The sequence below is a fragment of the Delftia sp. WSY_7 genome, assembly GCF_043104845.1.
Lineage (GTDB): Bacteria > Pseudomonadota > Gammaproteobacteria > Burkholderiales > Burkholderiaceae_C > Comamonas > Comamonas tsuruhatensis.
Genome location: NZ_JBICLB010000047.1, coordinates 94409 through 115505, shown reverse-complemented (window position 1 = coordinate 115505; position 21097 = coordinate 94409). Strand labels below are relative to the sequence as shown.

Sequence of the window (21097 nt, the reverse complement as noted above, 5' to 3'; positions counted from 1 at the left end):
GGTCCAGTGGTTGTTTTTGCTTTTGATTTTCGCCAGCGCACGAAGATGGTCCCTCCAGCTTGCGAAATCCAGGTTCGCAAATGCCCAAAAGCATAGCGGCCGATGCAGGGCAGGAGTGCAGGAAAGAGGCTTCTTGCTTGTAAGAAAGCAGCCCGTGCGAGGCGTGTTCAGCCGTGCCTGAGCAGGCCTTCGATGAAGCTCCATTCCTCGGGCGTGACCGGCGTGATCGACAGCCGATTGCCCTTTTGCAGCACACGCATCTGCGCCAGTTCAGGATGCGCGCGCAGCTCGGCAATCTGCAGCGTGCGTGTCTTGCGCAGCGCCTGCACGTCCAGCGTGAGCCAGCGCGGCTTGTCGGGAGAAGACTTGGGGTCGTAGTACGGGCTGGCCGGGTCGAACTGCGAGGCGTCGGTGCGCAGATTGCCGGCAATGCGGGCGATGCCGTAGATGCCGGGCTCGGCGCAGCTGGAATGCCAGTACAGCACCCCGTCGCCGACCTGCATGGCATCACGCATGAAGTTGCGCGCCTGGTAGTTGCGCACCCCGTCCCAGGCAATGGTGGCCTGCGGCGCGGCCAGCGCATGGTCTATGGAGTATTCGTCGGGCTCGTTCTTCATGAGCCAGAACTGGCGGGCGGAGGGTGTGGGGGCGGCAGTCATGCAACGATTGTGGCAAATCCCCGGACGCCGTGGCGGCGTTCTGCGCGCGGCGGCAGGAGTGTGTCAGGGGCTGGACAATGGCCTTCAGCCGGGCGCCTTTCCCATGCCCGCGAACCACAGGAATCCTGCATGTCCGACCGCTCCACCTATGTCCCGCCCGCCGTATGGCAGCCTGCGCCCTCGGGCGGCACCTTCGCCAACATCAACCGCCCGGTCGCCGGGCCGACCCACGACAAGACACTGCCGGTGGGGCAGCAGCCTCTGCAGCTGTATTCGCTGGCCACGCCCAACGGCGTGAAGGTCACCATCATGCTGGAGGAGCTGCTGGCGCTGGGCCATGGCGGCGCCGAGTACGACGCCTGGCTGATCCGCATCAGCGATGGCGACCAGTTCTCCAGCGGCTTTGTCGAGGTCAACCCCAATTCCAAGATTCCCGCGCTGGTGGACCGCAGCGTGGAGCCGCCGGTGCGCGTGTTCGAGTCGGGCTCCATCCTGCTGTACCTGGCCGAGAAGTTTGGCGCGCTGCTGCCTGCCGAGCCCGCTGCACGCACCGAGACGCTGAACTGGCTGTTCTGGCAGATGGGATCGGCGCCTTACCTGGGCGGCGGCTTCGGTCATTTCTATGCCTATGCTCCCGAAAAATTCGAGTACCCGATCAACCGGTTCACCATGGAAACCAAGCGCCAGCTGGACGTGCTCAATCGCCAGCTGGCCGAGCACGCCTTCATTGCGGGAGAGCACTACAGCATTGCCGACATCGCCATCTGGCCCTGGTATGGCGCACTGGTGCTCAACGAGGTGTACGGCGCGGCCGAGTTCCTGGCAGCCCATGAGTACACGCATGTGATGCGCTGGGCCCGCGAGATTGCCCAACGGCCGGCGGTGGTGCGCGGCCGCCGCGTCAATCGCACCTGGGGAGACGAGGCCACCCAGGTGCCGGAGCGCCACCGCGCCTCGGACCTGGGCTGATCGCCATTTACTGGGAGCGGCCCCAGGGGCCGCGGTCCGGCTGGCGCCAAAAGCGCGGGCGCTTGCCGGATGGCTCGGCCCCGGGCTCGCCCTCGCCCTTGCCTTTGCCGTGCTCATGCAATTGCTTGCCGGTCTGCTCGACCTTGCGGGCCGTGCGTTCCAGCTGCGTGGGCAGATGCGAGGGAATGTCGAGCTCCGCCTGCTCGACCACACGAATGCAGTCCTGGATGTGGCGCTCTCCCAGGTAGCGCAGCGTGGCGTAGCCCAGGGCGGCCGCTGCAGCCTGGCCGGCCAGCGGCACGTACTTTGCCGCTTGGGTTGCCGTCATGCGCATGCCGGCAGCGCGTGCCAGGCGCACCACCATGTCGCGCGTGATCAGCTTGCCGATCAGTACCGAGCCGACCATGGCCACGGCCTTTTGCACCTGCTCGCGCTTGCCGGGGTCCAGCCTGTCCAGCTGTTCGGGCGTGAGGCCGAACTCACGGTTGATGCGCGGCAGCAGGCGCGCCAGCAGGGCTGCGTCAACCAGCCAGTCCAGCCCCGGGATCGGCAGGCTGCTGGCTGCGGCTCCCACCAGCGCACGCCGGTGCAGCAGCTTGCGCGCGCTCTCTGCGGCCTGCGCCACATCGTGGCGCGGTGGTGGAGGGGGAGGGGTCTTGTCCGATGTGCGAAAGATCATGCGTGCCAGTGGGTCCGGGGCAGATGTCGATCAGGAGAATGCGCCAGCCGGAGGAGGCGGCTGGCGCCGGTGCGGTCAGCGTGCGCTCTTGCTGCGCACCAGGCTGTAGATGAAGAGGATGACGATGGCGCCAACGATGGAGGCGATCCAGCCAGCGGGCTGACCGGCTTCATACCAGCCCATGGCGACACCGACATAGCTGGCAAGAAACGATCCTGCCACACCAAGCAGGATGGTCATGATCCAGCCAAGGCTGTCGTCGCCGGGTTTGAGTGCGCGCGCCAGCAGGCCAACGACCAGGCCAACGATGAGGGTGCCAATCAAGGACATCATGCTTTTCTCCGAACTGAAGCTTCCATGCCGCGACTCTAGGGCCCGGCGCATGCCGGCCCTGTCGGACAGCGTCTCAACCTGGGACGAAGGCAGTGCAGTGCCCTGAAAAACAAAACGCCTGCATCTGCAGGCGCCTGGACTGGGGGAGGGCAGACAGCCCGCCGTGGTTACTGCAGCTGGCTTGCCTGCATCTGCATGGCCAAGGCAGCCTTGCTGGCATCCAGGCCCAGGCCGTCGGAGTCCTGCACGCGACGGGCGCCATCGAAGCGGCGGGCCCAGTAGGCGCTTTGCATGCTTTCCACGCGCACCTGTGCACCGGTGCGGGGGGCATGAATGAAGTTGCCGTCGCCGACATAGATGCCGACGTGGCTGAAGGCGCGGCGCATGGTGTTGAAGAACACCAGATCGCCGGGCTTGAGTTCGTTCTTGTCGATTTTTTCCGTGGCCTGTGCCTGCTGGTCAGCGCGACGCGGCAGGACCTTGCCCAGGGTCTCGGAGTAGATGGCACGGACAAAGCCGCTGCAGTCGAAGCCGGTCTCGGCACTGTTGCCGCCGCGACGGTAGGGAACGCCGATGAAGCCCATGGCGGTCACGACCAGGTCGGAGGTCTTTTCGGCGACGCTTTGTCGTGCTTCCTTGACGAAGTCGGAAGTGCGCTCCGCCATGTGGTGGCGGGCTTCGCGCAGCTGCGAGATGAGGCTGCGGTTGACCAGCAGCTGGTTCATATCGTCGTCACGCAGCTCGGGCGGGGCCGCGTGTGCAGTGGCGCTGACGAACAGGAGTGCGATAAGCCATCGGGACATGGGGCGCGAGATTACCACGCAAAAACGTAGGACAAATTCGATAAGACCCCCGAAGGCCCGGGTTTTTGAGCCACCTCAGGAATCGCCGGCGCCCGGCGGTGATGGCCCCCAAGCTGCGACAATAGCGGGCTGTCCTGTTTTCCGATAAGAAGGGCGGCCCGCGCCGCCTCGTATTCCAAGAAAGATCCGCCATGCTGCTTGAAGCCTCCGACTCCCAGCTTGTACTCGTCGATTACCAGGAGCGCCTGATGCCGGCCATCTTCGAGGGCCCGGCAGTCCTGGCCAATGCCGTGAAACTGGCTCGTCTGGCGCATCTGGTGGAAGTGCCGGTGTTCGGCACCGAACAGAACCCCTCGCGCCTGGGTGCCAACGATGCCCAACTGCGCGCGCTGTGCGACAGGACACTGTCCAAGATGCATTTCAGCGCCGTGTCCGAAGGACTGGGCGAGTGGCTGCGTCCGCCTGCACGTCCCCAGGGCGGCAATGCGCGCAGCCTGCCCAAGCACCTGCAAAAGCCCCAGCAGCAGGCGCCCGAGCGCAGCATGGTGGTGATTGCCGGCTGCGAAGCCCATGTCTGCCTGCTGCAGACGGCGCTGGAACTGCTGGAAGACGAGTTCGACGTCTGGGTCGTCACCGATGCCTGCAGCTCGCGCACCGAGCGCAACCGCGATGCTGCCTTCGATCGCCTGGCCGGCGCGGGTGCCGAACTGGTGACCACGGAGATGGTGGCCTTCGAGTGGCTGCGCAGCTGCGAGCACCCGGCCTTCAAGGATCTGCTGGCCCTGGTCAAGTAAGCGGCTGAAGCGATGGTTTTCCGTCGAGGCGCCTGCACGGCGCCTTTTTTTACGCCCGTCGCAAGGCGGGGCCATGAAAGACGAATGGGACGGAGGGGGCCGGCCCGGGTCGCTGTGCAGGATTTGTCAGCTTTGGGCAAGCGCATTATGAATAATTATGAATTCAGAAGCCGCCAATCCATGACAACGACAGGAGACAGACAATGGCCCCGCGTTTCGACGATTTCCACCGCCGCTCCATCCAGGAGCGCGATGCCTTCTGGGCCGAGCAGGCCGGCCGCATCGACTGGCATGTGCCGCCCCAGCGCATCTGCGACTATGACAACCCGCCGTTCGCCAGGTGGTTCGTGGGCGGCCAGACCAATCTTTGCCACAACGCCGTGGACCGGCACCTGGCCGAGCGCGCCGACCAGAATGCGCTGATCGCCATCTCCACCGAGACCGGCACCGAGAAGGTCTATACCTACCGCGAACTGCATGCCGAGGTGCAGCGCATGGCCGCCGTGCTGCAGTCGCTGGGCGTGCAAAAGGGCGACCGCGTCCAGATCTACATGCCCATGATTGCCGAGGCGGCCTTTGCCATGCTGGCCTGTGCGCGGCTGGGTGCCATCCATTCGGTGGTGTTCGGCGGCTTTGCGTCGGCGGCGCTGGCCTCGCGCATCGACGATGCCGAGCCCAAGGTCATCATCAGTGCCGACGCGGGCTCGCGCGGCGGGCGCGTCGTGGCCTACAAGCCTTTGCTGGACGAGGCCCTGCAACTGGCCAGCCACAAGCCAGCGGCCGTGCTCATCGTGGACCGTGGCCTGGCGCCTGCGCCCATGCGCGCCGGCCGCGACCACGACTGGACCAGCCTGCGTGCGCTGCACGCCGACGTCCAGGTCGCCTGCACCTGGGTGGAATCCACCGACCCCAGCTACACGCTCTACACCAGCGGCACCACGGGGCGCCCCAAGGGCGTGCAGCGCGACACGGGCGGCTACACGGTGGCGCTGGCCGCCAGCATGCCGCTGATCTTCGGGGCCGAGGCGGGCCAGACCTTTTTCTGCACCAGCGACATCGGCTGGGTCGTGGGGCACAGCTACATCATCTATGGGCCCCTGATCGCGGGCATGGCCACCGTGCTCTACGAGGGCCTGCCCATACGCCCCGACGCGGGCATCTGGTGGAGCATCGTGGAGAAGTACCGGGTCACCCACATGTTCTCGGCGCCTACGGCCATCCGCGTGCTCAAGAAGCACGATGCCGAGTACCTGCACCGCCACGATATCTCCAGCCTCAAGGCGCTGTGGCTGGCCGGCGAGCCGCTGGACGAGCCCACGGCGCAGTGGATCAGCCAGGCCCTGGGCAAGCCCATCATCGATAACTACTGGCAGACCGAGACCGGCTGGCCCATCCTCACGCTGTGTAACGGCGTGGAGCAGCAGACCACGCGCTTCGGCAGCCCGGGCAAGGCCGTCTATGGCTATGACGTCAAGCTGATCGACGAGGCCACGGGCGAGGAGTTGCGCGGCGCCGGGCAAAAGGGCGTGCTGGCCATCGAGGGACCTCTGCCACCGGGCTGCATGCAGACCGTCTGGCGTGACGACCAGCGCTTCGTCAACACCTACTGGAAGAGCATTCCGGGCCGCATGGTCTACAGCACCTTCGACTGGGGCATACGCGACGAGGATGGCTACTTCTTCATCCTGGGCCGTACCGACGACGTGATCAACGTGGCCGGCCATCGCCTGGGCACGCGCGAGATCGAGGAATGCATCTCCGCCCACCCCCAGGTGGCCGAAGTCGCCGTGGTCGGTGTGGCCGATGCGCTCAAGGGCCAGGTGGCGCTGGCCTTTGCCGTGCCGCGCACGGCGCTGGAAGGCGAGGCCGAGCGCGCGGCGCTGGAGGCCGACGTGATGAAGCTGGTCGATGCGCGCCTGGGCGCCGTGGCCCGGCCCTCTCGCGTGGTCTTCGTCAGTGCGTTGCCCAAGACGCGCAGCGGCAAGCTGCTGCGCCGTGCCATGCAGGCCGTGGCCGAGGGGCGCGACCCGGGCGACCTCAGCACCATGGAAGATCCGGCCGCGCTGGCCCAGGTGCAGCAGCAGCTGTGAGGCAGGGCACGCGCCGCAACCGCTTGGAGCCGGGGTGATGTGCGCCGGCGCCCCTGCCTGCCGCGCCTACAATCGCGCCTTGGGCCGCAGCCGGGCCAGGTCCCCAGGCTGCGGCGCCCTGTTTTCAACCGACGAGAAAGCGTTTTCGACGTGCAGGTCGCATCTTCCATCTTCAAAGCCTATGACATCCGCGGCATCGTGCCGTCCACGCTCAACGAGGAGGTCGCGCTCGGCGTGGGCCGCGCCTTCGGCATGGCGGCCCTGGCGGTCGGCGAGACCGTGGTGGCCGTGGGACGCGATGGCCGCCTGTCGGGACCCTCGCTGTCCGCGGCGCTGATCGCCGGGCTGACCGAGGTCGGCATCGAGGTGATCGACATCGGCCTGGCCACCACGCCCATGCTGTACTACGCAGCCAGCACGCTGGCACGCTCGGGCATCCAGGTCACGGGCAGCCACAATCCCAAGGACTACAACGGTTTCAAGATGGTGCTGGCCGGCCGCGCCATCTACGGCGAGGAAATCCAGGCCCTGCGCCGCCGCGTCGAAAGCGATGACTGGACGATCACGGGCACCGGCAGCGTGCGCCGCGCCGATGTGCAGGCCGACTACCAGGCGCGCATCGTGGGTGATGTGAAGCTGGCGCGCCCCATCAAGATCGTGGTGGACTGCGGCAACGGCGTGGCCGGGGCCTCGGCGCCCGGCATCTTCCGCGCCCTGGGCTGCGAGGTGATCGAACTGTTCTCCGAAGTGGACGGTGAATTCCCCAACCACCATCCCGATCCCAGCAAGCCCGAGAACCTGCGCGACGTGATCGAGGCGCTGCGCACCTCGGACGCCGAGTTGGGCCTGGCCTTCGACGGTGACGGCGACCGCCTGGGCATCGTCACCAAGGACGGCCAAAACATCTTCCCCGACCGCCAGATGATGCTGTTCGCCAAGGACGTGCTCTCGCGCGTGCCGGGCGGCAGCATCGTCTACGACGTCAAATGCACGCAGCGCCTGGCGCCCGCCATCCGCGAGGCCGGGGGCGAGCCCGTGATGTTCAAGACCGGGCACTCCCTGGTCAAGGCCCGCATGAAGGAGCTGGACGCGCCGCTGGGCGGCGAGATGAGCGGCCACATCTTCTTCAAGGAACGCTGGTACGGCTTCGATGACGGCACCTACGCGGGCTGCCGCCTGCTGGAGATCGTCAGCCGCGAGGCCGACCCCAGCGCCTTGCTCAACGCGCTGCCCACCAGCTTTTCCACCCCTGAACTGAATGTGGCCTGCACCGAGGGCGAGCCCCATCGCCTGGCCTCCGAACTGCAGGCCCTGGCCGCCGAGACCTTTGCCGCACCGGCCCAGGTCAGCACCATCGACGGCCTGCGCGTGGACTGGGCCGACGGCTTCGGTCTGATCCGCGCCAGCAACACCACGCCCGTGCTGGTTCTGCGCTTCGAGGGCCAGACCCAGGAGGCGCTGTCGCGCATCGAGGCGCAGATGCTGGCGCTGCTGGAGCGCGTCAAGCCCGGAGCGCAGGTTGGCGGCGCCGCGCACTGATTTGCGCGCCAGGCGATGACTTCACGCTCTCCCACGTCCTGGGCGCGCGCGCTGTACAGCGCTGTGACCTGGGCGGCGCAGCCGCTGCTGCGACGCAAGCTGCTGCGCCGCGCCGAGGCCGAGCCCGTCTATGCCGAGCACATTCCCGAGCGCTTTGGTCGCTACCAGCCGGCCACGCTGGGGCAGGACGGACGCGGCCTGTGGATCTGGATTCATGCCGTATCGCTGGGTGAGACGCGCGCTGCCGCTATCTTGCTGACCGCGCTGCGCGAGCGCCTGCCTGGCATGCGCCTGCTGCTGACCCATGGCACGGCCACAGGCCGCACAGAAGGCCGCCGGCTGCTGCAGTCCGGCGACCTGCAGGTCTGGCAGCCCTGGGATACCCTAGCGGCCGTGCGCCGCTTCGTGCAGCAATTCAGGCCCGCGGTCGGCGTGCTCATGGAGACCGAAGTGTGGCCCAACTTGGTCGCCATCTGCCGCGAAGAAGGCGTGCCGCTGGCGTTGGCCAACGCACGGCTCAGCGACAAATCACTGGGCCAGGCGCTGCGCGTGGCGCCGCTGGCGCGGCCCACCTATGCCGCCCTGGCCGCCGCCTGGGCGCAGACCGAGGACGATGCGCAGCGCCTGCGCCTGCTGGGTGCGCCCGTGCGCGGCGTGCTCGGCAACCTGAAATTCGATGCGCGTCCGGACGCTGCGCTGCTGGAGCGCGCCCGGCAATGGAAGTCCGGCCTGTCCCGCCCTGTGGTGCTGTTGGCCAGCAGCCGCGAGGGCGAGGAGGCCATGCTGCTGTCCGCCCTGCGCACGCTGGGGCCTGTGGGCCGGGCCGTGCAATGGCTGGTCGTGCCGCGCCATCCGCAGCGCTTTGACGAAGTGGCGGCGCTGCTGGCTGGCGGCGGCCTGCATGTCTCGCGCCGCAGCCAGTGGGTGGGTGGCCCGCCCTGCGGGGCTGCGGCGGATGACATTGACATCTGGCTGGGTGATTCGCTGGGCGAGATGGCCCTGTACTACGGCCTGGCCGATGCCACGCTCATGGGCGGCAGCTTTGCGCCGCTGGGTGGACAGAACCTCATCGAGGCCCTGGCCTGCGACTGCCCCGTGGTGCTGGGGCCGCATACCTTCAACTTCAGCGAAGCCTCGGACCTGGCCTGCGAAGCCGGCGCCGCGCTGCGGGCGCCCGACATGGAGCACGGGCTGCGCCTGGCCGTGGACCTGGCTGGGGACCGCCAGTCCCACGCCCATGCCGTGGCCCAGGCGCGCGGCTTTCTGGACCAGCACCGTGGGGCCGCACGGGCCACGGCGCAGGCGGTGGCCGGGCTGGTGCAGCCGCTCGCCTGATCGTCCTGTGCCAGGGGGCGGGCAGGCAAGACTACGCAGCAAAGGGGCTTGTGCCCGTTCAGCGAAAGGGCGACTCAAAGGGGTTGACAAGCGCCACACCAAAATCCGCGAAGTCTCGAATGTTGCGTGTGGCCACGACCAGCCTGTGGCGGATGGCCGTGGCTGCAATCATTGCGTCCTCATACAGCGCATCGGAGCGCCCGTGCATCAGCCGGGCCCAGATCCGAAAGCTCTCGGCATCCATCGGCAGCACGTTGTAGGAGGCGGAGACCAGATCTGCCCAGCGTTCGATTTCCCGGGCCTTCTCAGCATCCTGTTGCCGGGTCAGCTCGATGCCCGCCTGGATTTCGCCCAGGCTGACCGCGGACAGATGGAGTTCCGGCTCAGGCAGGGCTTGAAGCCAGGCCAGGACGGCTCCGTGGGGCCTGGGGCGCCGCAGCTCTGAAATGAAGTTGGTGTCCAGCAAATACATTTCTGGCGCACTCAGTTGGCGGGCTCGATGGGCCTGCGGTGCGCCTGGCCGCGCGGCGGGATCAGCAGGTCTGCGCGGCCCGCTTCCGAGAGCAGCAGTTCCTTGAGCGAAGCAGGTTCGGCAGCGGGATGCAGGCGGCGCCACTCTTGCATCGGAACGAGCACGGCAGTGTCTGCGCCACGCCGGGTCAACACTTGCGGGCCATCGGTCAGGCAGGCTTCGAGAAGCTCGTTGAAGTGGTCTTGGGCATCTTGTACAGGCCAGGATTTCATGATTGCACTCCTTCGCTCACGGGTTACAGGCCCAGTCTAGTTCCTGGACTGTTGGCTCTGCAATCCTGGGCCCATGCATGCATCAAGGGCCCGATCCTTCCTGCAGCACGGGCAGGCTGACACTCGCCAGCAGCCCTCCATCCTCCGCACTGAGCAGCTCGATGCTGCCGCCGTGCCGCTCGGTCACGGTCCTGGCGATGGCCAGGCCCAGGCCGCTGCCGCTTTGGCTCTGGTCGGGTACGCGGAAGAAGCGGTCGAAGACACGCTGGCGCCAGGCCTCGGCAATGCCCGGGCCACGGTCGCGCACCTGGAGCACGGCCTGGTCGCCCTGGCGCTGCAGGCGCACGCTGATGGTGGCGTGCGCTGGGCTGTATTTGATGGCGTTGTCCACGAGGTTGTCGATCAGCGAGACCAGGCCTTCGCGTTCGCCCATCACGCTCAGTGGCTCGCTGGCTTCCAGGGCCAGTTCCACCGGGCGGCGGCAGGCCAGGGCGTCGAGTGCGGCGAGCCGGTCTTCCAGCAGCAGGTCCAGGCGCAGCGGCTGCATGGCCATGCCGGGCGCTTCGGTCTCGCTGCGCATGAGTTGCAGCAGCTGGGCCACCATGCGGCTGGCGCGCTGGTTGCTGCGCAGCAGGCTGTCCATGAGTTCCTGCTGGCGCGGTTCGCTGCCAAGGCGCAGCAGGGCCTCGACGTTGACGTGCATGGCGGCCAGCGGCGTGCGCAGTTCGTGGGCTGCATCGGCGATGAGGTTGCGCTCGCGCTCGCTGCTGGAGCGCACGCGGGCCAGCAGGGCGTTGATGTCCTGCACCAGCGGCCGCAGCTCGGCGTGTGGCGGCGCATAGGTGAGCGCGCTGAGGTCGTCGGGGCCGCGTGTGGCCAGCTCGTCGCCCACGCGGCGCAGCGGGCGCAGCGCCGCGCGCACCGACCACCAGGCCGGAAAGGCCAGGAAGGGCAGGCTGATCAGCAGCGGCAGCAGGTAATAGCTGCGGGTGTTGAGGGTGATCAGCAGCTCCTTGAAGGACGGCAGCATCAGCGTGACTTCGGTCTGGCCCGAGGCCGAGCGCAGCGTGCTCATGCGCCAGGTCTGCCCTTCGAAATCTATGTCCTCGACCGTGTCCAGCACGCGGTTGCGCAGGGTGGGTGCCGGCGTGGGCGAGCGGTACAGGAGCTGGCCGCGCTGCCAGACCAGCAGCGTGGGCGTGAAGCGGATGTCGTCGTCTCCATCGCTGTATTCATGGCGCAGGGCCGTGTCCAGCGCGGCCAGGCTGTGCTGCTGGCGGTCCGGAAGGTCGGCCAGGTCCTCGGCCACTGCCATGACAAGTTCGTAGACAGGCTTGCTGACCAGCAATTCATTGTGGAAGTGGGCCATGTAGATGGCTGCCACCAGCAACGCGGTCCAGATCGCGGTGAGCACGCCCATCTGGGCCAGCAGCATCCGCCGGCCCAGTGTGGGCCGCAGCCAGCGGCGCCATCTCGGGCTGGCCTGGTGCCCCTGAAGGGTGTGCGATGTCATGGTCAGGACAGGGGTGCCATCGGCTGCGAGTCGATGACATAGCCAATGCCGCGCACCGTGCGTATGAAGCCCGGCCCGATCTTGCGGCGCAGGTTGGAGACATGGACCTCCAGCGCATTGCTGCCGTTGGCGCTGCCGCCCGGGATGACTTCCTCCTCGATGCCGCTGCGCGTGACCACGCGGTCCATGCGCCGCAGCAGCAGGGCCAGCAGGTCGAATTCGCAGCGGGACAGCTCGACGTTCTGGCCTGCAACGCTGACACGGCGCGTGGGCTCGTGCAGCGACAGGCCGCGCAGATGCAGCGTGCCGTCGCCCTGCCCATAGCTGCGGCGTGCCAGGGCGCGCACGCGTGACACCAGTTCGGCCAGGGCAAAGGGCTTGACCAGATAGTCATCGGCGCCGCTGTCCAGGCCGTGCAGCCGGTCGTGCAGGCTGTCGCGTGCGCTCAGGATCAGCACGGGCAGGCGGCGCCATTCGCGGCGCAGGCGCGTGAGCAGGCTGATGCCGTCGCCATCGGGCAGGCCCAGGTCCAGCAGCACCATCTCGAAGCTTTGCTGCTCCAGCGTACGCAGCGCATCGGACAGGCGGCGCACCCAGACCACGTCCATGGCGTGATCGCCCAATGCGATGCGCACGCCATTGCCCAGATCCAGATCGTCCTCCACCAGCAGCAGTCTCATCGTGTGTTTCCTGTGCCGCTCCCATGCCGCGGACCGGCGCCTGCGGGAGGGCTGCCGCGAGTATCGGTCAAGGCGGGGACGATGCGCTTCAGCATCCCTTCAGGAAAGCCGGGGCAGGTCTTCAGGCTGGTTTGCCACAGTGGCCCGCTCGACAACTCCCACGAAGGCAAGGCGCGCATGCCAAGACTCTCCCGCTGTTCCTTGCTGAGCCGTCTGGCGGCGCTGTGCGCGCTGGCTGCCTGGATGCTGGTCGTGGCGGGTTTGCGTGCCTCGGCTTTGCCAGAGCACAGGGCTGCGGCGCCAGGCGCGCGGCCCGCGGCGGCCGGGCATCAGCCCGGGGCACTGCCGGCCGTGCGGGCGCTTCAGGGATTCAAGGGGCTGGCGCGCGGAGCGACAGCGCATCGATGGCGCGCAGGTCGTCGTCGCTGAGCGTGCCGGCGGCCTGGCGCAGCTTGAGCTGGCCCAGCAGCACCTGGTAGCGCGCCAGGGCCAGGTCGCGCTGGGTCTGGTAGAGCTGGCTTTGCGCGTTGAGCACGTCGATGTTGATGCGCACGCCGACCTCGTAGCCGAGCTTGTTGGCGTCCAGCGCGCTTTGGCTGGACGCCAGCGCGGCCTCCAGCGCCTTGACCTGGGCCTGGCCCGACTGCACGCCGAAGAAGGCCGTGCGCGTGCTCTGCTCCACGTTGCGCTGGGCGTCGTCCAGCTGTGCGCGCGCCTTGTCTTCCAGCGCCAGGGTCTCCTTGATGCGGTTTTGCACGGCAAAGCCGGCGAACAGGGGCAGGTTCATGACCACGCCCACGCTGGCGGCATTGGTGCGGTAGCTGGTGCCGATCTGCGGCGTGACCGAGCCATTGGGATAGCGGTTGACCACGTAGCCGGCCTGCAGGTCCACGGTGGGCTTGTGGCCGGCCTCGGCTTTCTTCGTTTCCAGCTGGGCGATGTCCAGCGCCAGGCGGGCCTGGCGCAGCTGGGGCTGGCCTTGCAGTGCGGTGTCCACCCAGGCCTGGGCATCGGCGGGCATCAGGGCCGGCAACTGCAGCGGCTGGGCCAGCGGGCGGGGCACGGTGCCCACGGCGCCGACGATCTGATCCAGCACCAGGCGCTTGACGCGCAGGTCGTTCTCGGCGGCGATTTCCTGCGCGCCGGCCAGGTCGAAGCGCGCCTGGGCTTCGCGCGAGTCGGTGATGGTGGCCGTGCCGACCTCGAAGTTGCGCTTGGCGAATTCCAGCTGCTGTGCAATGGCGGCCTTCTGTGCCTTGACCACGGCCAGGCTGTCCTGGGCGCCGAGGACATCGAAGTAGGCCTGGGCCACGCGAACCAGCAGGTTCTGCTCGCCGCTGTCCAACTGGGCGCGCGCCACGTCCACGCCGCGCTGGCCCTGGTCATAGGCGATCTTGTCGGCCGGGCGGTACAGCGGCTGCTGGGCGCTGAGCTGCAGGTTCTGCTGGGGCGAGCGAAAGCTTCCCGGCAGCACGCTGACTTCCACATGCGAGGTGTTGGCGCCGGCCTGCAGACCCACGCTGGGCAGCAGGCCCGAGCGCGCCTGCTCGGCGCGGCTGGCGGCGGCCTGGGCGTCGGCCTGCTGGGCCTGCCACTGGGCGTCGTAGCCGCGTGCCTTGGCGACCAACTCCGACAGGCTCTGGCCCGTGGCCGATGAGGCTGTCACGGCGGGCAAGCCCGAGGCCGGGGCGGCAGGGACGGTGGACTGGGCCAGAGCGGTCCCCATGCCGCAGGCACACAGCAGCAAGGCAATCTGGCGAAGGGGCCAGGCGTGTGGGCGGGGCGGGGCGTAAGCGACAGGGGCAAGGGGCCGAAGCAGGGGCATAGAGGTCCTCGAATCAAAACACAGTCGTCACGAAGCACCGGGGACGGCGGGTTGGCCGTGTCCCGGGCTTCTTTTGCGTCTTGCCGCTCAGTAGCGCGGCACGCCTGGGTCGCGCTCGCGCGACCAGGCATCGATGCCTCCGCTGATATTGGCCACGGTCTCGAAGCCGTTGTTCATCAGGAAGGCAGCGACATGCATGCTGCGTGCGCCGTGATGGCACAGGCAGGCTGTGGGGTGATCCGGATCGAGTTCCTGCAGGCGCGAGGGAATCTCGCCCATGGGGATGCAGCGCAGCTCGAAGCCCTCGGGGCGTACGCTGGCCTGGGCCACTTCCCAGGGCTCGCGCACGTCCAGCACCAGGGGCAGGGCATCGGAGCCGCTGGAGTGCTGGGTCAGCCAATCGTTGAGTTGCGCGGGAGGCACTTGGGGAAGCATCGGAAAGATCCTTGCGGAATGGAATGGGGTTGCGGCAGCGGCCATGGTCCTGCGGGCATCGGCCGCTGCAGCGGGTTTCAGAACGTGAAGCGCGAAGGCTCTTCGAAATTGGCCAGGCGGGCGGTCACCACGTCCCAGGGCTGGCTCGTCTCGAACTGGTGGCCGTTCTTGCGCACCAGCGTGAAACGCATCATGGGCAGCTGGCCGACGATGGCCGCCAGGCGGCCGCCGTCGTTGAGCTGGGCCAGCAGGGCCTGCGGCACCTGGGCGACCGAGCCGCTGAGCACGATGGCGTCGAACTGGCCCAGGGCAGCCGCTGCCGTGGCGCCATCGGCCAGCTTGACCTCGGCATTGGTGATGCCGGCGCCCAGCAGGTTTTCGCGGGCCATCTCGGCCAGCTCGGGCACGATTTCCAGCGTCACGACTTCCTTGGCCTGGGCGGCCAGCAGGGCGGCCATGTAGCCCGAGCCGGCGCCGATTTCCAGCACGCGGTCGGTGGGCTTGATCTTCAGGTCCTGCAGCATGCGCGCCTCGATGCGCGGGGCCAGCATGCACCAGCCCTTGGCGGCGGCTTCCTCGGCCGGGGCGACCAGGGGGATTTCCAGGTCCATGAAGGCCAGGCCGGCATGCTCGGGCGGCACGAAATTCTCGCGGTGCACCTTGCCCAGCAGCGCCAGCACTTCTTCATCAAGCACGTTCCAGGGGCGGATCTGTTGCTCGATCATGTTGTAGCGCGCGTGCGCTTGGGCGCTGTGGTGTTCGGGCAGGCTGTTCAGGGGCAGGCTCATGGGGTATCTCCGGAGAAAGACTTGTCAGGACAAACCTTTGATTCTACGAGTCTCGCGGCAGGGTGGGGGCGCTGGCGGCGCCTTGGCCGGGGGCCGCGTCGTGCCGGTTGCCGTTCCACAGACGCCGCAGCCACTGGGAGAAGTCGTCGAGGTAGCAATAGACCACGGGCACGACCACCAGGGTCAGCAGGGAGGAAGTCACCACGCCGCCGATCACCGACTGGCCCATGGGCGCACGCTGCTCGGAGCCCTCGCTGAGCGCGAAGGCCAGGGGCACCATGCCGAAGATCATGGCCAGCGTGGTCATCAGGATGGGGCGCAGCCGCACGCGCGCTGCCAGCAGCAGGGCCTGCTCGCGCGGCAGGCCGTCGCGGATCTGGCCGGTGTCCGGGTCACTGTGCGGCCCGCGCGCACGGATGGCGAAGTCCACCAGCAAGATGGCGTTCTTGGTGACCAGTCCCATGAGCATGACCACGCCGATGATGGAGAACATGGACAGGGCCGAGCCGAACATCATCAGCGCCAGCACCACGCCGATCAGCGTCAGCGGCAGCGAGGTCATCAGCGCCAGCGGCTGCAGGAAGCTCTTGAACTGGCTGGCCAGGATCATGTAGATGAAGATGATGGCCAGCGCCAGGGCGGACACGGCATAGCCGAAGGACTCGTTCATGCTCTTGGTGGCGCCGCTGAACTGCGTGCGGTAGCCGGGCGGCAGGGCGATGTCGGCCAAGGCCTTGCGGATGTCGGCCGAGACCTCGCCGCTGGAGCGCAGGTAGACGTTGCCGCTGAAGGCGACCTCGCGCGTCATGTCGCGGCGGTTGATCTGGCTGGGGCCGGTGCCGGGCGTGACGGTGGCCACCTGGTTCAGCCGCACGATGCGCATGCCGCCGTCGCCCGAGGTGGAGGGCAGGGCGAAGGGCAGGCGCTCCAGGTCCTGGGGCGTGCTGCGCGACTCGGGCGCCAGGCGCACCTTGACGTCATAGGTCTGGTCGTCGCTGGCGCGCCAGTTGCCCACGGTCTGGCCGGCCACCCAGGTGCGCAGCGCCGCTGCCATGGAGCCTACCGACAGGCCCAGGTCGGCGGCCGCATCGCGCCGCACGGTGATGTCGATCACGGGCTTGTCGGGTTTGAGGCTGCTGTCCAGGTCCACCAGTCCGGGAATGCCGCGCAGGCGTTCCATCACCACGCGGTTCAGGCGCTCCAGTTCGCCCAGGTCCGGGCCCTGCAGCGAGAATTCGACCTGTTTTTGCCCGCCCACGGGCTCGCGCTGGCCCACATGGGTGACGGTGATGCCGGGCACGCTTTGCAACTGCTCGCGCAGCACGCCCGACAGTTCGTCACCGCTGCGCTGGCGCAAATGGCGGTCCAGCAGGCGGATGTAGATGCTGGCGTATATCTTGCCCTGGGCCGTGCCGGTGTTGATGGTGGCCAGCGTGTAGCGGACCTCGGGCAGGGCGCGGATGATGGCATCGACCTGGCGTGCCTTGGCCTCGGTGGCCTCGATGGATGAGCCCACGGGCGTGTTGAAGCTCACCGTGGTTTCCGAGAAATCGGCCTTGGGCACGAATTCCGTGCCCAGCAGCGGCACCAGGAAGATGCTGGCCATGAAGATGGCCAGCGCCGCCGCCAGCGTGGCGATCTTGTGGCGCAGCGCCCAGCCCAGCACGTCCTGGTAGAAGTGGGACAGCGAGTCGGTGGCGCGCTCGAACCAGGCCGTGACCCGGCCCAGCGTGCGGTCGTAGAGGCTGCGGCCGCGCTGCTCGCCATGGGCGTGGATGGTCGGGTCGTGCCAGACGCTGGACAGCATGGGGTCCAGCGTGAAGCTCACGAACATGGAGATCATCACGGCCGCCACGATGGTGATGCCGAATTCGTGGAAGAACTTGCCGATGATGCCGCCCATGAAGCCGATGGGCAGGAACACCGCCACGATGGACAACGTGGTGGCCAGCACGGCCAGGCCGATCTCCTGCGTGCCGTCGAGCGCGGCCGCATGCGCGTCCTTGCCCATCTGCACATGGCGCACGATGTTCTCGCGCACCACGATGGCGTCGTCGATCAGCAGGCCCACGCACAGCGACAGCGCCATCAGCGTGATCATGTTGATGGAGAAGCCGAACCAGTACATGAACAAAAAGGTGCCGATCAGCGCAATCGGCAGCGTCAGCCCCGTGATCACCGTGGAGCGCCAGGAGTTCAGGAACAGGAAGACGATGAGCACCGTCAGTGCCGCGCCCTCGATCAGCGTCTGGCGCACGTTGTTGACGGCCACGCGGATGGGGCGGGCGCTGTCGGCAATCGGCTCCAGCCGCACGCCGGCCGGCACTTCGGCGGCGATCTCGCGCAGCGTGGCGTTCAGGCCGTCCACGACTTCGATGGTGTTCTCGTCCTGGGCCTTTTGCACGGACAGCAGCAGGGTGCGGCTGCTGTTGTACAGGGCTACGGTTTCCAGTTCGCCCGCGCCGTCCTGCACGCGCGCCAGCTGGCCCAGCCGCACGGGAGCGCCGCCGCGCTGGGCGACGATGATGCGCTCGAAGTCCTGCGGGCGCTTCATGCGTGCGTCGATCTGCACCACGCGCTCCTGCTCGCGCGAGCGGATGGCGCCCAGCGGCAGGTCCTGGTTCTCGCTGCGCACGGCGTTCACGATCTGGTCGGGCGTGATGGCATAGGCTTCCAGCGCCTCGGGCTGCAGGTAGATGTTGATCTCGCGCGGCGTGGCGCCCACCAGGTTGACGGCGCCCACGCCGCGCACATTCTCCAGCCGCTTCTTGAGGACCTGGTCGGCCCAGCTGGTCAGCGCGACGGCATCGGGCGCCTTGGCGCCGGCATCGGCCTGGGGCAGCACGGCCACGGACCAGATGGGCGAGCTGGCCGGATCGAAGCGCAGCACGCGCGGCTCCTTGACCTCGTCGCGCAGGGTGGGGCGCACCGAGGCCACCTTCTCGCGCACGTCTTCGGCAGCGCGGCGGCCATCGACATGCAACTGGAATTCGATGATGACGACGCTGGTGCTCTCATAGCTGCGCGAGGTCAGCGCGTTGATACCGGCAATGGAGTTGACGCCTTCCTCGATCTTCTTGGTGACCTCGGACTCCACGATCTCGGGCGAGGCGCCCGGATAGTCCACCGTGACCACGACCACGGGGAAGTCCACATTCGGGAACTGGTCCACCTTGAGTCGCTGGTAGGAAAACACACCCAGCACCATGAGGGCCAGCATGAGCATGGTGGCGAACACAGGGTTGGCCAGGCTGACGCGCGTGAACCACATGGTCAGCGGGCTCCGGGGGCTGGCGCAGCCTGGGGCTGCGGGGCCTGCTGCATTTGCTGCATCTGCACCGCCGTGCCTGCGCGCAGGCCGCCCACACTGCCGGCCAGCACCCTGTCACCGGCCTGCAGGCCGGTGGACACGGCAATCCAGGTGGCCCCATCCTGCGCGCTCTGGCTGCCCAGCGTGACCGGGCGGTGCTGCACGCGCAGCAGGCTCTTGTCCGCTTCGGACTCGCCCGCCGGCTGCAGCAGCTGCACATAGGGCTGGGGCTGGTCGGTGCGCACGGCGGTCAGGGGCACGGCCAGCTGTTCGGTCTGCCCCGTGACAATGCTGCCCTGCAGGTACAGGCCCGGGCGCACGATGGGGATGGATCTGCCGGCGGCGCCTGCGTTGACCGGTGCAGCCTGCACACGCAGATAGACGGCCACGCTGCGCGAACCTGCCTGGGCGCTGGGGTTGATGCGAACCACGCGCGCGGGCACGGCGGCCACATCGTCGCCCGCGCCCTGGACCTGCAACAGGGCCTGCTGGCCGACCTGCACACGCACCGAATCGGCGGGCGCGAGCTGGGCCACCACCTCGAGCTCGGAGGGATCGACGATCTCCAGCACCCGTGTTTCCACGCCCACGCGCTCGCCGTCCTGCACCAGACGCTGGGCGACCTGCCCGTCCATGGGGCTGCGCAGCACGCTGTCGGTCACGCTCTTGCGTGCCACATCGGCGGCGGCCTGGGCGGCGGCCAGGTTGGCGCGGGCGGCGTCAAGATTGGATTGGGACGTGGCCAGTGCCGTGGTCGAGATGAAGCCCTGGGTGACCAGGGCCTGGTTGTTGTCGTGCTGGCGCTGGGCCAGCTGCAGCTGCGCCTGGGCCGCGTCGGCCTGCTGGCGGGCCTGGCGCCAGCGGGCCTCGACCTCGGTGGCGTCCACGCGGGCCAGTTCCTGGCCCTTGCGCACGCTGTCGCCCTCGCGCACCTGCAGGCCGCGCAGCTCGCCGGCCACATAGGCCTTGACCACGGCGCTGCGCACGGCCTGCACCACGCCGCTGACAGGCACGGTCAATTGCAACTGGCGCGGCTGCAGCTGCACCACCTCCTGCGGGCCCACGCGCACCGGCATCTCGCGCGGCTGGTTGGCCGCGGCAATGGCGGCTTGCTTGCTGTGCCGGGTGGATGCGGCGCGCCATGCGCTGGCGCCGATGGCGATCAGTAAGGCCAGGCCGATCAGCCAGCCGGTGCGACGCTTCATGGTGTGGGCGGGGAGGAGGGTGGTGTGGTGGCTGCAAGGGGCTGGCACATGCCATGCAGCAGGTAGTCGATCTGGGATTCCAGAAACCGCTCGGGATCGAAGTCGCCATGGGGCAGGCAGCCGCCCAGCGAATGCTTCCAGATCATCAGGAACATCATCGGGGCGACCACGCAGTGCACGGACAGGTCCAGATCCATGGGCCGGAACTCGCCGCGCTCCACGCCGCGCTGCAGGATGCGCCGGATCAGTTCATGGCCTGGAAGAACCACCTCCTGGTGATAGAACTGCGACAGCTCGGGAAAATTGCCCGCCTCGCTGAGCATGAGCTTGGTGATGCCCGACGCCTTGGTGCTGCCGATGCGCTCCCACCAGGACTTGAAGCAGTAGCGCAGCAGATCGGTGGACGGTGCGCAGTAGTTGTCGAGTTCCTCGCTCCACTCGCCGAAGCGGCCCGCGATGCTGTGGCGCACCACGGCCTTGAAAAGCTCCTGCTTGCTCGCGAAATAGAGGAACAGCGTGCCCTTGGAAACCCCGGCCCGGGCGGCGACCTCTTCGACGCGGGTGGCGGCGTAGCCCTTTTCCACGAAGAGGTCGAGCGCGGCTTCCAGCAGCTCGCCCGGACGCTCGTGCTTGCGGCGGCTGCGCTTTCCGGAAGGCTCGGCGGGGGCGGGTGAAGAGGCGGGGGAGTCGGTCACGGAAAATTAATGACTGATGGGTTAGTTATCGTAACCGCAGAACCGTTCGTCGTCACCTGGCTTGTGCATGGGCTAACCTGTAGGCACAACGGCCTGCATGCATTGCGTGTGGTCATTTTTTCGATTTCTCACAGAAAAGGCGCATATGACGACTGAAACCATTTATCTGGGCGGCGGCTGTTTCTGGTGTACCGAAGCCGTTTTCGACCGCGTGCGCGGCGTGAGCGACGTGCAAAGCGGCTACGCCAACGGCGATCTGGACGATCCCAGCTACGAAGACATCTGCACCGGGCAGACCGGCCATGCCGAGGTCATCCGCGTGCAGTTCGACCCTGCCGTGATTCCGCTGCGCGACCTGTTGACCGTGTTCTTCGGCACGCACGATCCGACCACGCTCAACCGCCAGGGCAACGACGTGGGCACGCAGTACCGCAGCGCGATCTACACCACGAATGACCATCAGGCGGAGGTCGCACGTACGCTGATCTCCGAGCTGGCCCAGGCGGGCGCGTATGACGCTCCCATCGTGACCGAGGTCCAGCCCCTGGCCAGCTACTGGCCCGCAGAGGACTATCACCAGGACTACTTCCTGAACCATCCCAGCCAGGGCTACTGCGCCTTCGTGGTGGGGCCCAAGGTGCAGAAATTCCGGGGTGCCTTTGCGCGCTGGGTCAAGCAATGAGCCCAGGTGGGCGGGCTGT

20 protein-coding genes are annotated in these 21097 nt (G+C 67.7%); 6 read left to right on the top strand and 14 right to left on the bottom strand.

The genetic code is table 11. The features are described 5' to 3' along the window. Positions 1-167: 167 nt before the first annotated feature. On the bottom strand, positions 168-659 hold the full coding sequence (locus ACF8ME_RS24850) for an EVE domain-containing protein (protein WP_016447100.1): 492 nt from the start codon (positions 657-659) through the stop codon (positions 168-170). 129 nt (positions 660-788) lie between these two features. On the opposite strand from ACF8ME_RS24850, the gene yghU reads away from it, so the two are divergent. Next, the gene (yghU, locus tag ACF8ME_RS24845; protein ID WP_016447099.1) at positions 789-1628 is read left to right on the top strand and encodes a glutathione-dependent disulfide-bond oxidoreductase; all 840 of its coding nucleotides are present in this window, start codon (positions 789-791) and stop codon (positions 1626-1628) included. Positions 1629-1635: 7 nt separating this feature from the next. On the opposite strand, the gene ACF8ME_RS24840 is transcribed toward yghU, so the two are convergent. From ACF8ME_RS24840 to ACF8ME_RS24830, 3 genes are all read right to left on the bottom strand, one after another. After that, positions 1636-2307, bottom strand: coding sequence for a hypothetical protein (locus ACF8ME_RS24840; RefSeq protein WP_213757825.1), 672 nt, complete (start codon positions 2305-2307; stop codon positions 1636-1638). A 75-nt stretch (positions 2308-2382) separates the two neighbouring features. Then, entirely contained in the window at positions 2383-2640 is a 258-nt protein-coding gene (locus ACF8ME_RS24835) for a GlsB/YeaQ/YmgE family stress response membrane protein (protein WP_012205794.1), read from the bottom strand. Positions 2641-2807: 167 nt separating this feature from the next. Further along, positions 2808-3443 carry a C40 family peptidase gene (locus tag ACF8ME_RS24830; RefSeq protein ID WP_016447097.1) on the bottom strand — a complete coding sequence of 212 codons (636 nt, stop codon included), beginning with the start codon at positions 3441-3443 and terminating at the stop codon, positions 2808-2810. 191 nt (positions 3444-3634) lie between these two features. Between ACF8ME_RS24830 and ACF8ME_RS24825 the strand changes: the two genes are divergently transcribed. From ACF8ME_RS24825 to ACF8ME_RS24810, 4 genes are all read left to right on the top strand, one after another. Then, positions 3635-4237, top strand: coding sequence for an isochorismatase family protein (locus ACF8ME_RS24825; RefSeq protein WP_016447096.1), 603 nt, complete (start codon positions 3635-3637; stop codon positions 4235-4237). Positions 4238-4440: 203 nt separating this feature from the next. Further along, on the top strand, positions 4441-6327 hold the full coding sequence (locus ACF8ME_RS24820; RefSeq protein ID WP_392418611.1) for a propionate--CoA ligase: 1887 nt from the start codon (positions 4441-4443) through the stop codon (positions 6325-6327). Between the two features lie 150 nt (positions 6328-6477). Further along, positions 6478-7866: a phosphomannomutase/phosphoglucomutase gene (locus tag ACF8ME_RS24815; protein ID WP_392418609.1), complete on the top strand. Its 1389-nt coding sequence runs from the start codon at positions 6478-6480 to the stop codon at positions 7864-7866. A 15-nt stretch (positions 7867-7881) separates the two neighbouring features. After that, positions 7882-9201 (top strand): 3-deoxy-D-manno-octulosonic acid transferase, encoded by a 1320-nt coding sequence (locus tag ACF8ME_RS24810; protein WP_392418608.1) that lies wholly within the window; start codon positions 7882-7884, stop codon positions 9199-9201. 58 nt (positions 9202-9259) lie between these two features. Here ACF8ME_RS24810 and ACF8ME_RS24805 read toward each other — a convergent pair whose 3' ends face one another. The 10 genes from ACF8ME_RS24805 to ACF8ME_RS24760 form a co-directional block, all read right to left on the bottom strand. After that, positions 9260-9673, bottom strand: a complete 414-nt coding sequence (locus tag ACF8ME_RS24805) for a type II toxin-antitoxin system VapC family toxin (RefSeq protein ID WP_392418607.1) — start codon at positions 9671-9673, stop codon at positions 9260-9262. An 11-nt stretch (positions 9674-9684) separates the two neighbouring features. Beyond that, a complete protein-coding gene (locus tag ACF8ME_RS24800) occupies positions 9685-9945 on the bottom strand; it encodes a type II toxin-antitoxin system Phd/YefM family antitoxin (protein ID WP_016451713.1) in 261 nt (86 codons plus the stop codon). A gap of 82 nt (positions 9946-10027) precedes the next feature. After that, positions 10028-11458 carry a cell wall metabolism sensor histidine kinase WalK gene (locus ACF8ME_RS24795; protein WP_046239232.1) on the bottom strand — a complete coding sequence of 477 codons (1431 nt, stop codon included), beginning with the start codon at positions 11456-11458 and terminating at the stop codon, positions 10028-10030. A 2-nt stretch (positions 11459-11460) separates the two neighbouring features. Beyond that, positions 11461-12138, bottom strand: coding sequence for a response regulator (locus tag ACF8ME_RS24790; protein ID WP_013802240.1), 678 nt, complete (start codon positions 12136-12138; stop codon positions 11461-11463). A gap of 370 nt (positions 12139-12508) precedes the next feature. Next, positions 12509-13963, bottom strand: coding sequence for a TolC family outer membrane protein (locus tag ACF8ME_RS24785; protein WP_392418605.1), 1455 nt, complete (start codon positions 13961-13963; stop codon positions 12509-12511). Between the two features lie 87 nt (positions 13964-14050). Continuing rightward, positions 14051-14398, bottom strand: coding sequence for a rhodanese-like domain-containing protein (locus ACF8ME_RS24780; protein WP_016447089.1), 348 nt, complete (start codon positions 14396-14398; stop codon positions 14051-14053). Between the two features lie 77 nt (positions 14399-14475). Next, complete coding sequence (locus ACF8ME_RS24775; protein ID WP_016447088.1) at positions 14476-15186, bottom strand: protein-L-isoaspartate O-methyltransferase; 711 nt, start codon at positions 15184-15186, stop codon at positions 14476-14478. Between the two features lie 43 nt (positions 15187-15229). Further along, entirely contained in the window at positions 15230-18457 is a 3228-nt protein-coding gene (locus ACF8ME_RS24770; RefSeq protein ID WP_209669074.1) for an efflux RND transporter permease subunit, read from the bottom strand. 2 nt (positions 18458-18459) lie between these two features. Continuing rightward, positions 18460-19701 carry an efflux RND transporter periplasmic adaptor subunit gene (locus ACF8ME_RS24765; RefSeq protein WP_392418602.1) on the bottom strand — a complete coding sequence of 414 codons (1242 nt, stop codon included), beginning with the start codon at positions 19699-19701 and terminating at the stop codon, positions 18460-18462. Continuing rightward, the gene (locus ACF8ME_RS24760) at positions 19698-20396 is read right to left on the bottom strand and encodes a TetR/AcrR family transcriptional regulator (RefSeq protein ID WP_016447085.1); all 699 of its coding nucleotides are present in this window, start codon (positions 20394-20396) and stop codon (positions 19698-19700) included. The genes ACF8ME_RS24765 and ACF8ME_RS24760 overlap by 4 nt, the downstream gene beginning before the upstream one ends. Positions 20397-20541: 145 nt before the next feature. On the opposite strand from ACF8ME_RS24760, the gene msrA reads away from it, so the two are divergent. Continuing rightward, complete coding sequence (gene msrA / locus ACF8ME_RS24755) at positions 20542-21078, top strand: peptide-methionine (S)-S-oxide reductase MsrA (RefSeq protein ID WP_016447084.1); 537 nt, start codon at positions 20542-20544, stop codon at positions 21076-21078. Positions 21079-21097 lie beyond the last annotated feature (19 nt).